We start from the raw sequence: 14,978 nt of genomic DNA on the forward strand, positions 1-14,978 counted from the left end.
ATACACTCGTTCCTTCCTTTTACTGAATGGTTCTTCTTCTAAGAACAAGAAGAACAGTTCCAGAAGCTACTAGTAAAATCCCTGCATACATCAAGTAACGCAGCCATTCTTCTCCAGTCTTTGGCAGCTCTCCGTTTGAGTCATGAGGCGGATGTTGATCCCCTTTATCTGAAGCTGGAGGATTCGTGTGGTCCTCTTCATTCTTCACTGGTGCATTTTTCACAATCATTGTCTTGATCTCCACTTCGCCCATTTGAATTGTAAAAGCGAGCGGTTTCTTTAAAGCTACATAACCATCTGGTGCTTTCGTCTCTGTGAGTAGATACTCTCCAGGTTTAAGCCCTTTGACAATGGCTTCTCCGTCTTTTCCTGTTGTCACAGATTTTATGGTTTTCCCGGCTTTTGTCCGAATGTCAAAGGCTGCCCCTTTTAAGGTTCTATCTGTCTGCTGGTCTACCTTTATGATACGCAGACTTCCTAAGATCAAGTGATTCTTCGCTGTTAATTGAAGCGGCTTCTGCTGATTTTTCTCAATTGTGAACAGAATCGGCTTATTATCCAATTGATAGCCGTGAGGTGCTTTCGTTTCAACGAATTGATATTCTCCCGGTTTTAGATCGTTGATGTGAAGCTTTCCTTTTTGGTCCGTTACAAGTGATTTCTTCAACGTTTTTCCTTCTTTACTCAGAAGAGCAAACTCTGCTTTTTCCAGCGGATGTCCCTCATCATCGATTTTGGTCAGTTCCACTGCTCCCGGCGTCAGTTTGTTGATCATTTCTACTTTTGCTGGTTTGTCTTGACCTAAACGAATCGTAAATGAGACAGGTGTCTGATCCAATTCATAGCCGGCAATGCTTGCTATTTCGACAAATCGATAGGTTCCTGGCTTCAGTTGATCGACTGTCAGTTGACCGTTTTTGTCTGTCTTTAAGTTTTTCTGAATACGCTGATCATGCTCATCCATCAGATCGAAGGTCACCCCAGCGAGCAACTGACCATCCTCTCCTTTTTTCTGAAGCTTCACAGCACTTGTCGTCCGAATATTTTCTTTTGTCACTTTCACCTGTTGATTTGGGTTGAAATCAATTTTAAATTCTACTGGTTCTGCATCTAGTTTATGTCCAAACGGAGCCTTCGTTTCAACCAATTGGTAAGCGCCTGGTTTCAAATCGTTGACAGTGATGATGCCTTTCTCGTTTGTTGTTAAACCTGACATCAATTCTTTGCCATCGTCATTGAAAAGTGTAAATTCTGCGCCTTTCAATCTTTCTTTTTCTTCTCCTATTTTTGTGAGTTCTACAGAACCTTTCTTAAGCTGATTGATTGCCTCCACTTGAATCAATTCTTTTTGACCTAATTCAACTTGAAAGACAAGTGGTTTCGTACTCAATTCATAGCCTTCAAGACTCTTTCTTTCAACAAATTGATAGGTTCCAGGTTTTAGACCTGTGAAGGTGATCTTTCCATCCTGATTGGTTGTAATTCCTTCTCCTCCTGCCACTATCTTTCCTTTATCATCAGATAGATCAAAGACAACCCCTTCTAATGATTTCCCATCTTCACCTTTTTTGTGCAGCAGCACTCCGCCTGTAGTGCGGTTATTTTCTTTCGTCACACTGACCAGCTTCTCAGGGTTAAATGGAATAGCAAAAGTGACAGGTGTTTCGTCAAGCTCATGACCGAATGGCGCCTTCGTTTCAACAAACTGATAGGTTCCAGGCTTCAGATCGTTGACGATGATCTTCCCGTTCTGATCAGTGACGAGACCTGTTTTCATCTCTTTTCCATTTGCATCTACAAGCTTGAATTCTGCTCCTTCAAGCACATCATCCTTTTCACCGAGCTTCGTGAGCTGGACAGATCCAGTTTTGAGATCATTGATCACTTTGATTTCTGCCGGTGTTTTTTGTGCGATTTCGATGGTAAAAGGATAAGATTTATTTTTCTTTTGGTAACCATCAATACTCTCTGTCTCCACGAGCTGATATTTGCCCGGTTTGAGGTTATCAACCAAAAGCTTCCCATCTCCATCTGTTGTCAAATCTTTACGCACGACTTTGCCATTTTGATCCAACACTTCAAATCGAACACCTTGAAGCTTCTTGCCATCCTCCCCTTCTTTTATCACTTCTAATGCACTTGTTTCATAGAAGTTCTTTTGCGAAATGACGACTGGTTCCTTTGGATCAAGTGGTACTTCAAATTTGATTGGCGTTTCATCTAATACATAACCATCGGGTGCTTTTGTTTCAATGAGCTGATACGTACCCGGCCTTAGTTCGTTTATCGTGATCTTGCCATTTTCTCCTGTGACAAGCGAATCTTTTAGCTCATGCCCATCTTGATCTAAAAGCTTGAACTGTGCACCTTCTAGTCGCTCTCCGCCTTCACCTATTTTGCTCAATTCTGCTGAGCCTTTGATGATGTCATTTACTGCAGTTACAATTGTTGTTTCTGTTTGATTTTCTTTAATGGTGAACGGCCATTTTTGCTGATTTAATTGATAGCCTTTCGGTGCGTTTGTCTCAACAAAATAATAGGAACCTGGCTCAAGATGTTTGAAAAGGATTTCTCCTTTTTCGTCCGTTTTCAAATCGGTTTGGACGGTATCTCCAGATTCATTTTTTAGTTCAAATTCTGCATTCTCTAATGCTGCACCCGTCTCTTTGTCTTTTTTCGTTAACTTGACATGCTGGCGGATTTCTTGGTTCTCCACCGTCATGCTATTTCCTGATTTCGCTTGATCTCCCGATTCGTAAGGCTGATCAATCGTTACATGGATCGGATCCTTGGTTTTAATATAACCATCAGGTGCTTTCTCTTCTGTCACGATATAGTCACCATACAGAAGACGATCAAATCGAAGAGATCCTTCTTCATCTGTTGTCTTTGTACCAATGACGATGCCACTCGCAGCATCTGTAAGTGAGAAGGTTGCTCCTTTTAGCGCTTTTCCAGTACTCGCATCTACCTTTTTAACGGTTAAAGCACCAATCGCTCCTGTGCCGTCCCCCATGCCAGCGGTGCGTTTGACCACAATTGAGGCTTCGGATTCCTTTTTGATTTCTTTTACATTTTCACCTCTAAACGTTACTTCGTTTTGAAGTGTACTTCCCACCTTATCTAAAATGAGAGATTGGTATTCTAAAATATATGGTCTTGTGATTTCTTCTTTAAATTTGATTTGAAAAGAATCTGGGTCGAATTCAAGGTCTAGTTCATAATCCTTCCCTTTTTCCAGTTCTTCTGCTTTTGTCACTTGCCCCTTTTCATCTATTGTCGTCGAATAGAGATGAAATGAGTTTTCTATTATGGCTTGGTTACTGCTCGGATGGTCTATAATCGTCGCATCTTGGACTGTAGATTGACCAAAATTGATATTCAGTTTCCAATCAATAACTTTCCCTTGTTGATTTCCTGATTTGCTCGTGTATTTCCCTCCATTTGGAATGGACACCACAGCATTCACATCTGATTCTTTTGTCTGTCCATCATAAAGGGTCGCTTTATTTTCGTAGGTTTTCTGTACTAAATCCATTCCTTCAACACTTGTTTGATACGTGATTTTGTATGGGGAATCAATGGCTTTTTTGAAAATGACTTCGAAGCCCGTTTCTCCCTTTTCATTTTCAAGGAATTTGATGTCATAATGTTCTTTCGCTAATACCTCTTTTTCTTCTGCTCCATTTTCCCCGCCTTGTAAATCAAGCGAATAGACGGTGATTGAATCTTTAAGCAAACGCTGATTTCCTTGAATGAAATCCTCGATTCTCGCCTCTTCTAGATGTTTCAAATTATAGTTCACACCAATATTCCATGTGATCTCTTTTTTCTTTGCATCATAAGTTCCGTTCTTAAAACCATTAGACTGCGTGTATGTGTCAGGTGTGAAGACAGATTGATTTTCCTTCGTCAAATCCTTGCCATCTTCATTTACCCATTCAAGCTTTACATGATTACGCAGATTCTTTTGGTCTTTATCTGCTCTTTTTTCATAATCAAAAGATGTTGTATATGTGACGATATGTTCTGTCTTAATCTCTTTCGTAAATTGAATATCAAATCCATTTTCATGTTCAATTATTAGGTAATCTGTGCCTTCTTCAAGCACTGAATTGCCTGTCGTCACTTTTAAACTATCTTTTTGCAGCGTCAATCCTTCGTTTGTAAACGTATCTTTTAATATTAGATTGTTCATCGTTTGTTGATCTTTGTTGAAGGTGATACGCCATGGAATGGTCTTGGTCTTGTAATTCGGTGTTCCATGATTTTTCGTTAGGATTTGCTGGTCAATTCTTTGCTTCCCTTGTTTGCTCTCTTTGCCAGCTGTTACGGTATTGATGATCTCTTCAGCTTCAAAAACCCGCTCGGTTGCTTTTGTTTGATAGGTGATGAGATAAGCCGATTGAATATCTTGATTGAATTGCAAGGTAAACCCGTTTTGTTCATCCTTTTTTTGAGGTTGAACTACATAATTTTCAAACGCTTTTGTCCCTGCTTCGTTGCCATTTTGATCAATTGTGACTTCTTTGACTTGAAATGAATCAGAAATCAGCGCCTGTGTGCCATTAAAGTAGTCTTCTAACAAAGCATCCTTTTCAGCAATCTTTTTTTCGTTATAGTTATATCGAATTTCCCACGTAATTGTTTGTGTGACTGGATCGTAGTGCGCTGCTTTTTTATTTAAAGGACTGCCTCTTGTCACATTCACTGTGCCTTCTGCTGAACTGATCACTTTATCACCGGAAACAAGGGACGCTTTATTACGAAACGCAGACTGATCTTGATTTGTAATGTCCGTTTCATACATTAAACGGTAAGCTAGATGCACGTCATCTTTAAATTCAATCGTGAAATCTTGACCATCTGCTGTTTGACCGATTGTGTAGTGGTTTTCATCAAGCAGCTGACCAATCGATGTTTCACCATTTAGCTTTGTATCGATACGATAAAGCTTGATTGAATCTTTTTTCAACGCCTGACCTTCTTGAATCGGATCTAATAGCTTCGCTTGTTTGATATCTTCTAAGTCCATATTAAAATCTACTGTCCATTGAATGGTTTCAGCATTGTAAGATCGATTTGGTTCTCCCTTTTTAGAGACGTTTGGACCATTTGGAATGTATTGTATCGGGATCGATATCGTATCTTTGCCTTCAATCGGGGTAATGACCACTTCTTTTTCTTCAGTAATGACTGTTTGTTGATCTAATTGCGTCCACACTTGAAGTGTTCCATGAATATTTGAATATTGTTTAATAAAATCTGTGAACTCGATGGAGGCATTTCCGCTTTCATCTACAGAAAAATAACCAATGGTTGCCTGATTAAATTTCATCTCAAGACGATCGATTTTTTCATAAATCACTAATTCCTCTGGAACCTTGAAATGGAATTCATCCCCGCCATTATAGCTATGACCGTTCGGGATGGCCCACTCATAGTTAATGGAAATCAGCGAGTTGATATCTGGTTTCTCAACTGAATTTCCTTCCTGATCTTCAAATATTAATTTCGCATCAGTGAGGAGATTTTCTTGTATCAGCGTTTGTTTTGTAACACTTTGCAGCCCTGCACGCTTAGACACGCTCACTTTGTTTTTTAGTAATTCATCTTCATCGTTTTGTTTCGTTTGAGCGGCTTCTTGATTGTTAGAAGCTTTATCTTTCTCAGATGAGGTTGAGTCATCTTTTGGAAGGCTTTCTTCACCCTCATTTTGCTTTGTTTTCTCTTCTTGCTCAGCTATACTGGTAACATCGATGTCAATTGATCCCGCTAAATTTGGATCAATCTCAACATCTTCTTTAAATTTCACCGTCACTTCATTTTGTTTTGAAACAGTATACTCACCAACAGGTATGTCACCCACAGTAATCGGTTCCTTCTGCTCCTTCTCTACCTGGATGGCTGAAGGAAGAGAGAATACATACGGATATTGCCTTTTTAGATCAATTCCTTTTATAGACCAATGCACAGTGGCCTTTCTTACTTGCTGATCTTCCATGTTTGATAACTTGTTGCCTTCGCTATCAGCAAACTCAATATCCCCATAAATGTTTTCTTGAATTTCTTTTGCTTGTGCCCCTGCTAAAGGCAAGACTCCTAATATACTAGATTGTATGACTAGCACTGTAATGAGTGCCAGCGACAATATTCTTTTCAATACATCCACCCTTTTCTTAAATTAATTTTCAACAACGATAAAAAAATCATTTGTATACTGTCCGATCAATCACTCCGCTTCTGATCAAATATTTTCTAAAAACTGCACCTTAAGACCCTATGAATAAAATGAGTTGATCAATCATGAGTTTGAAGGGAATCATGAGTACTGGGTATAATGACTGGTTAGGGGTCTATAGAAATGGGAAATAGTGAAAGAGATCATGAAGAATGTTTCTATTTATACTGGAATAAACAATAAATTATAAATACATGCATATATGAGCACGCACTCACATATAGTTCGTTCATATGAAACAAGCATGTATCATATGGTATGTATGGTTAGACAGTTCAGCATCATATAGACCGCATTCCTTTCTACTCCCTTTCATATGGTAATCAAAAATCTGCTGCATTTTATTCTTACATTTACCGTTTCAACAGCAAAAAAATAAACAAAATATCTAAAATGATCCATTTTTATAGGATTCATGGCATAATTATCACCTATTAAAAGAAAAATATGGAGAATTAACGAATAATATTTGTTTTCGTCTAATTTTTTTCTCTTTTATCATGAAAAGTGAAGACAAAACGATTTAGCCTAAACATTAAAATCATTTTATGCCTATTTAGAAAATCAAATGTTCTTTAAGTGAACTTCATAATATAGAGGCAAGCCAAGGGAAGGAGTTAGTTGTTTAATGGAGCTCATTGATAATAAATCAAAGAGATGGATAAAAATTTTAAAACTGCTTGTATCAAAAGATAAGTGGTGGAGCCTTCAAGAGATATCGAATGAACAAATCGGTTCGGTTCGTGCGATTCAAAGCGATTTAGAACAAATGAAGTCGTTCCAAACAGAGAACGGAGAGCCGTTAATCCACATAAAGCCAAGACAAGGCATATCCATTTGTTATACACAGACGATACGAGTCGACTACTATATCAAAGAAATTCTAAAAGATACGATTGAAATTCGATTGATTGACGGCGTTTTCTTTGAACAAAACAGGTCTTTCTATGAATGGATGGACACGCTGAATATCAGTAGATCCACATTGTATAACACCATTCATAAAATCAATTCGCTTCTTATCTCGTATGACATTGAGTTACGACCAGATAGTATGCAGTTCCATGGAAATGAGAAGGAGATTCGCCAATTTTTTGTGGAATTTTTGTTTGAAGTCTATGGAAGCAGGCTTTGGCCATTCGATGATATTCAAAAGCAAGATGCAGTTGATTTTTTACAAAAGCTATTTCAGGTGCTCGAAGTCAATCTACCTGATGTGGCGATAGATAAATTTTGCCTATGGCTCGCCGTTTCCATACACCGAGTGAGGAAAAATTTTACCATACGACGCAATTATACGTACTCAATGGATAAGGAAAAACAAACATCTACAGCTAAAGGTATCTATAATCAAATCAAAAACTTGGAAGAACACGTTTGCCAAATGACAAAGGACACTTTTGGTGTTACGTTGGATCGTCACGAATTTGTCTTTTTACTATTGATTGAACCAGCTATTGGCCATTATAAATCAATTGAAACTGTCGAAGAAAAATTGACGTTCTTTCAATCGCATACACCACACCTCTTCGAAGCCATTCATTTCTTTATCAATCAATTGGAGTTGATTTTTCATCAAGAGGTGGCTAATCGCAAGGTGATGACACTGATTCTTCTCCAATATTATGTGTATTCTAGGGAAATTACCGTAAGAGATGGATTCCTTTTCAAAAAGAAATCGAGGTATTTATCAGAGGTAAAAAAACAGCTTCCTTACTTCTATTCGAGGATTACTCATATCATCCAAGAGTTAAAAACAGACGATATACTTGCTTCTTTTGTGAAAAATGAACGAGAATTGATTCGTATCATTACTTCTAACTGGAGGGGGCTTGTTCATTTGGAAATGGATCGGAGAAACGTGTTGAACATTTTTGTCATTTCAACATTAGGTTATAATCATAGTTTGTTTATTGCGGATTTAATTAAATTAAGATTGCCTCCTCTCATTCATATTTTCACAAGTCCAGAAAATACATTAAATGAACTGACAATGGATCGACTTGGGATTGATATGATTGTGACCGATACTGAGCTTCCTATTCAATTTGGACGATCGACGCTGCTGATCAGCTCTTTTCCAACAAAGAAAGAATTGGACAACTTGAATCGAAGATTGGTTGATATGATCGACTAATCTCCATCAAAAAAAGCTGCTGAGGAGCTCTCTCAAGCAGCTTTTTGCTTCTATATTAATGAAGCGCTATTTGTTCATTCATCAAATCAATAGCATAAAGTGATTGCTCATATTCATCTAATAGAAGGTAGACTTTGAGCGGTGCAGCAGTTTGATCTGTCTGCTGCGTGAATAGGACACAAGTGAATTTTTCGATTCCTTCTGGCAGCTTGCTTTTCAGAAAAGGATGAAGAATAGGAGAGATTCGAAGGGTATCAACATCTTGCAACCAAAGCTCATCTTGTAACGCAGGATAATGGTCAACCAAAAACTGACGAAACACTTCCAATGTACTCAAGTTAGATATCCTCACTTTCTTCTATTTATAGCTTTAAGCTTACCTAAAACAAACATGTTCAACTCACCCTATGATCTCAGTCCGCCTATTTTCGCTACTACTAGAGACATGATTTCATTTTTTCTTCTAAAAGATTTGTAGATCAACTTTACTGCAATGGGCTTTCAATATGTATGACGTTTACTATATGAAATACGAATTCCAACCGATGGACCTATGATCATATTCTTATCTGTTTCTTTCGTGATGAAACGACAACTTCCTTCTACAAAATTCCATTTTTATTCTAAAAAGAGGAAAATAGGACAAAAAAGAACAGCTGCTCACTGTTCTTTTAGAAGTTATGAAAGGTCTGTCAAAGAGAAAACTTCGCCGCTCACTGCATCAACGCCATCATGACAGTCAAGCTTGCCGCATAAAACATATTGTTTTTGCACATCGTCATAGACATAGATGGGTGTAAGTTCGAGGCGTTCTCTCAATGTTTCAAAAGCTTCTTTCTGAGATATGGTGATTTCACTAGCTGATTGAGATGGATTGAGTATCCCGCATACTTGAAACATCTCTTTTTTATCTATGTAATTAATGGCTTCAAAAGTGCTGGCATCAATGAAGATCTTGATCTTATCCATAAATCCACAGCCTTCTTGCTCATTCGTTTTTAATATCGCTTCGATGTAGCCATGGTCACGGTGGAGTGTTTTTAGCACCCACTTCCCTGTATCCTTTGAATATTTTTGCGCCAAAAAGGTGCGAACCGCTTTGATACACTCAGCTTGCTCTTCTTTTGAGATCGGGAATGTATCTGGTGAAGGCTCCAGTGAGAAGGCTTGTTCAGCAGTAATGTCCTCGTTTATATTGATTTCCTTTTTTTCAAAGGCTTTGTTTAACGGTTCATTCCACTCCATCACCTGATTCATGTGTATACAATGTGTTTCTTCACGCCCAATTTCAAATGGTATCGTTCCTGTCCCATCGTTCTTGACATAAATTTCTTCTAACGCATATATAGGGCGGATTCGATTCTGCTCGAAGGCTGGCCAATCAAACCGCTGCACTTGCTGCTGAGCTAAATTCTCGATCCTATCAATGGAAAGCACATATTCTTCAGCTCTTAGTCGTTTTTTTGCCATAAATGGCCCTCGATGTATAAAGTGAATGAGCTGCCCATGTTCATTCCATTTCACCTCGATTCTGCCTGAAGGCGTCACTTTCACACCATCTATTGCTTCTTCGAAAAAAAGTTCCCCTTTCTTCTTTTGATGCAAGTGAAAATGCTCACCATCAATCAACTCTGTTTCTTGTTCAATCCATTGAATGGCATGAGCTGGATAAGGCCTCTTAAATGTGACACCATTCTTCGCAAAGGTTTTATCCATGACAAAAATAACCGTTTCAACCTGCCCTGTATTCAAATTCACGTCAATCACAGCAGTGCCGTCCGGGTTTAGCTCATCGTCCTCGGGTTCAGCTTCATGAGAGGGAAACCATTCCATATTCAATGTATACACCGTTTCATTGAACATATTGACGTAACGATGAAAACTGTGCCTTTTTAGATAGTAAAGATCTAATCCAAATTTCGTCTTTGTCTGATCGATCAGTTGCTGGATGTTTGCATTCATTTGTTTCACCTCAAAATTCAGTTTTATGGAAGAAGAAAGATGACGATAAAGCCGAAGATAACGATCGCTGTTAATAATCCTAAAACCATTGACACCATGTTTGTTTTCTTTGTAAAGCCTTTTAATTCATGCTCATCAGTCGACCGGTCGATTTTTCTAAAGCGAAAAAGCATGCTTAAATTAATAAGGGCTAGAGTTACAAATAATAAGAAAATTAAAAGCATAGGTTGTATGTTTAAGAATGGATTTGTTACATCTTGGAAGCTGAATGACTGAAGGAACATCAGACCACTTAATACTACTCTTGAAATATTTTCTGCCTTCTTTTCTTTCTCCCACTCTTCCCCCAATTTTTCTTTTTCATAAATGGCTATCTGCTCGAAAAGGGGAATGAAAGACTTTGTTGATCCTTTTTTAATAAAACCATAAATACTTAGAAAGAGCATAATAATTCCTAAACAAAGAAAGAAATGTGTAAATCGAATGTCAGACATTTGAATCAAGATAAAAAAAGCGACGATTATGATGCCGGCTATTAAATTAGAAACGACTATTTGCTTTGACCTCATCTTTTTTAATGCAGCTTGTTCCATACAATACTCCTCCTCGTTTCAAATGTTTCTGTTAAGCGCTCTATCTCTATTACGATTTTATTGAAAAAATGTTTCAATATTTCCCCTTTCCATTGCAGAAATGGAAAGACGCCCATTCATTCAATAGACGTCTCACCCTTCGTAATGAAATCATCACAGCATGTCTTGAGCCACTTTTCTGTCTTTTATTTGCTCAGCTGCTAAACATTTGAAATCCTCAACAGACATTTGCTTTGAAGTCTTTTCTCCGTGCTGTCTCATATTTAGTGTGTTGTCTTGCATTTCTGTATCGCCAATGACAGCGATATAAGGAATTTTTTGCATTTGTGCTTCTCTCATTTTATAGCCAAGTTTTTCATCCCGTTCATCGCTTGTTGCTCTTATTCCGATACTTCTTAATTGCTGCTGCACCTTTAAGCAGTGATCAAGGTGAACAGTTGAGACTGGGATGATTTGTACTTGTACTGGTGCTAGCCATAATGGAAAGACACCCGCAAAATGCTCAATGAGAATGCCAAGGAAACGATCTAGAGAACCAAAAATGGCGCTGTGAATCACAACTGGCCGTACCTTTTCATTTTTTTCGTTGATATATGTTAAATCAAATTTCTCAGGCATTTGAAAATCCAGCTGAATTGTGGCGCACTGATGGCTCCGCTGCAGGGCATCTTTAATATGAAAATCGATCTTCGGGCCATAAAATGCCCCATCTCCTTCATTTAGCTGGTAGTCGACCTTTAGACGATCAAGCACATTTTTTAGTGCTGTTTCGGATATTTCCCAAATGGCATCATCCCCTAAGGCTTTTTCTGGACGAGTGGATAGCTCGACTGAATACTCAAACCCAAATGTCCGATACACATGATCAACTAATTGGAAAATCTGTTTGATTTCAGCTTCGATTTGATCTTCTCTTAAAAAAATGTGAGCATCATCTTGGCAAAATGTCCTGACCCTGAACAATCCATTTAACGCTCCGCTAAATTCATGACGATGCACCTGACCAAACTCAGCCATTCTGATCGGGAGGTCTCTGTATGAATATAAGCTGTTTTTGAACATGAGCATATGCCCTGGACAGTTCATCGGTTTTAAAGCAAAACTTGTATGGTCTACTTCTGAGAAATACATATTTTCATGATAATGATCCCAGTGCCCTGACTTTTCCCAAAGCTCTTGGTTCATCATAAACGGTGTACTCACTTCTTCGTATTGCGCTTTTCCTCGCACTTCTCTTGAAAAGGCCATTAATTCATTTCTGACAATCTGACCTTTTGGTAAATAAAACGGCATGCCTGGCGCTTCTTCTGAAAACATAAAGAGGGATAACTGTTTCCCTAATTTCCGGTGATCACGTTTATTTGCTTCTTCCATGAAATGAAGATAATCAGCTAGATGATTTGGATACTGAAACGCTACACCATACACTCGCTGCAAGACATCCTGATTGCTATCTCCCCGCCAATAAGCCCCTGCAACACGTGTTAGTTTAAATGCCTTTAAGTACCCTGTAGAAGGTACATGCGGCCCGCGGCATAAATCTACAAATTCTCCTTGCTGATAAACTGTGATGGCTTCTTGAGAGGGCAGATCTTTTAAAATATCCAGCTTATATGGATCATGTGCAAACAGCGCTTCTGCTTCTTTGTAAGAGACCTCTTTTCTTTGGATAGGATGATTCTCATTTATGATATTTTTCATCTCTTTTTCAATTTCTGCTAAATCCTCTACGCTTAATGTTTGATCGAGCTTCATATCATAGTAAAATCCATTTTCAATGACAGGTCCGATTCCTAGTGTGACATTGTCATATAACCTTTTCACAGCCTGGGCTAATACGTGTGCAGATGTATGGCGCAGCACTTCAACCCCTTCTTTTGAATCAAGTGTGACAATAGACAGCCCAGCATCGCTGTTTAGCTTTTCACTTAAATCAACCATTTGATCATTGACCTTTCCCGCCACTGCTTTTTTTCTTAAGCTCGGACTAATATGGGAGGCAACATCTGCAACAGTCGTACCTGCGGGAAACTCCTTTATCTTTCCATCTGGAAATTGAATCTTCACCATGTTTTCTCTCATAACTGACACACCTTTCCTATTTTTTGAAATAAAAAAAACACACCCATCCCTCATAGAGGGACGAATGTGTAATCCGTGGTTCCACCCAAATTCCCATAACGCGTATTCGCTTTATGGCTCTGGTGCCGTAACGCGGCATTGACGGTATTGGATACTGCAATTTTCCCCAATACAGCTCAAAGGTGGTAAGACAGCTTTTCTGCGTTAGGAAGATTTCAGCGTGACTTCCCTCTCTGGTAACCGATAAAAGCTGCTCATGTCCTTTTCAAAGCAATGATCCTATATGAGTGTACAAAAAAACACACCCATCCCTCATAGAGGGACGAATGTGTGATCCGTGGTTCCACCCAAATTCCCATAACGCGTATTCGCTTTATGGCTCTGGTGCCGTAACGTGGCGTAAACGATATTGGATACTGTAATTTCCCCAATACAGCTCAAAGGTGGTAAGACAACTTTTCTGTGTTAGGAAGATTTCAGCGTGACTTCCCTCTCTGATAACCAGTAAAAATGGCTCATGTCCTTTTCTTCGCTTTTAATTTCCCCATATCTTACATGATGATAATGGATGATGTAAAGGATTATTTTGTGCAGTGATAACAAAATTCATTCTTTAAATGTAATATTGTGTGTATTCACTTGGGCTGTATTCAATTTGAAACGCAGGAGATAAGGCTCGTTTCACTTCTTCAGTGATTCGCTCTCCTTCTTGATTGAACTTTCTTTCCATGTCTACACCATTTGGCAGCAAATCATCGGTTTCTTCGTCAAACCAGCGGCCATACTGTATATTCCAATTCCATAACTTTGAGAAAAGGGTATCACTCATTGGTACATCATCTCTTTCTAAATGACATTGACAATGCCCGCAATGAAAAGGTTCACCACCGTAATCTCCTTCAATTTTCACAAAAGGATGATCCTCAAACTCTCGACAGCACACCCATTTTTTGAAGTTCTGACCGAACTCTGTCAGTTTAATCGAGTAATAACGCATGGAAGTTCGTTTTCCTCTCATGTCAAACATCCCTTGATCAATTAATGTCTTCAATCGATATTCAATAAAATCATCACCGATATACTGATCTAAATGACCAATGACTTCTCCTATTAAGCGTGGAGTGACGATATACTCCTCTTCTGGCGCGGACTGATGAAGCCGCTTAGCCATTTTCACTAAATAAGCATCAAATTCATCTTCTGGTACGCTGATCACTTGTCCTTTTTGCCATATCCGCAGCGTATGATTTTCTTTAGCAAGTGAAAGCCATTCGTTTTGTAATCTTTCTCTCTCTTCTTTTGTCACTGGGTGAATATGCTCTTTACTCTCATACAAAATTTCAAATTTTTCAGATGCGATTTCTCCGGAATGTCGAAGGATCATTCTTCTTGTATTCGTATTAAACAGCTGATCAAATGCTGTCGTTATATTGATTACAGACAATTCAATGCTTTTCTCTTTTAATAAATAGATGGCATATCGCAAGGCAATTTGCTCATGTGCATTACTGCCTGTCCAGATGAGTATACGACTGCCAGCTTTTATTTCTTTTATTTGCTGAAGCATTCTATGCTGATCGTTGACCATGTCGTCAAAATAGCCAAATTCATTTGACATCACGTTACGCAGCCATTCTATACGGTTCGCTTGTCCTTCATGTTCGTGTAAATGTAGAAGTGGTCCAATTGAATAGATATCATCAAAAGCGATGACATCATCTATTTGTTTTTGCTTCATTTCACGTATTGCTTGTTTTAAACTACCGGCAGCTGCCGCCCCAAATATGATATGTATCATCATTCGTCTCCCTTTATCTTACATTTTATTTCATCTTCACCTATTCATGGTTCTTTCGTCAATTCTATTGAGTCAATTTCATTCAAAAGTATGACAAGGAGATGATTAGATCTTTACAGAAGTAATCATGGCAGAACAGTGGAAGCTAGACTTTTACGAAAAACA

General features: G+C 38.5%; 7 protein-coding genes and 2 other annotated features. Of the genes, 1 reads left to right on the plus strand and 6 read right to left on the minus strand.

Translation table 11 applies throughout. The features are described 5' to 3' along the window. Positions 1-19: 19 nt before the first annotated feature. Positions 20-6,163, minus strand: a complete 6,144-nt coding sequence (locus tag QSJ46_RS16895; protein ID WP_285605058.1) for a SpaA isopeptide-forming pilin-related protein — start codon at positions 6,161-6,163, stop codon at positions 20-22. Positions 6,164-6,869: 706 nt separating this feature from the next. Here QSJ46_RS16895 and QSJ46_RS16900 point away from each other — a divergent pair. Then, positions 6,870-8,378: an AcpB/EbpR/MafR family transcriptional regulator gene (locus QSJ46_RS16900; protein WP_285605059.1), complete on the plus strand. Its 1,509-nt coding sequence runs from the start codon at positions 6,870-6,872 to the stop codon at positions 8,376-8,378. 55 nt (positions 8,379-8,433) lie between these two features. Here the strand turns inward: QSJ46_RS16900 and QSJ46_RS16905 are convergent, their stop codons facing one another. The 5 genes from QSJ46_RS16905 to QSJ46_RS16925 form a co-directional block, all read right to left on the minus strand. After that, on the minus strand, positions 8,434-8,715 hold the full coding sequence (locus tag QSJ46_RS16905; RefSeq protein ID WP_039177194.1) for a hypothetical protein: 282 nt from the start codon (positions 8,713-8,715) through the stop codon (positions 8,434-8,436). 341 nt (positions 8,716-9,056) lie between these two features. Continuing rightward, positions 9,057-10,340: a hypothetical protein gene (locus QSJ46_RS16910; RefSeq protein ID WP_285605060.1), complete on the minus strand. Its 1,284-nt coding sequence runs from the start codon at positions 10,338-10,340 to the stop codon at positions 9,057-9,059. 23 nt (positions 10,341-10,363) lie between these two features. Continuing rightward, complete coding sequence (locus QSJ46_RS16915; protein WP_285605061.1) at positions 10,364-10,933, minus strand: hypothetical protein; 570 nt, start codon at positions 10,931-10,933, stop codon at positions 10,364-10,366. 153 nt (positions 10,934-11,086) lie between these two features. Continuing rightward, complete coding sequence (thrS, locus tag QSJ46_RS16920; RefSeq protein WP_285605062.1) at positions 11,087-13,015, minus strand: threonine--tRNA ligase; 1,929 nt, start codon at positions 13,013-13,015, stop codon at positions 11,087-11,089. A 53-nt stretch (positions 13,016-13,068) separates the two neighbouring features. Next, positions 13,069-13,293 (minus strand) — a binding site (T-box leader). 37 nt (positions 13,294-13,330) lie between these two features. Next, positions 13,331-13,554, minus strand: a binding site (T-box leader). A 74-nt stretch (positions 13,555-13,628) separates the two neighbouring features. Beyond that, the gene (locus QSJ46_RS16925) at positions 13,629-14,813 is read right to left on the minus strand and encodes a DUF1835 domain-containing protein (protein ID WP_285605063.1); all 1,185 of its coding nucleotides are present in this window, start codon (positions 14,811-14,813) and stop codon (positions 13,629-13,631) included. Positions 14,814-14,978: the final 165 nt, after the last annotated feature.

Origin of the sequence: Bacillus sp. YKCMOAS1, assembly GCF_030268125.1 — a bacterium.
Taxonomy (GTDB): Bacteria; Bacillota; Bacilli; order Bacillales; family Bacillaceae; genus Bacillus; species Bacillus safensis.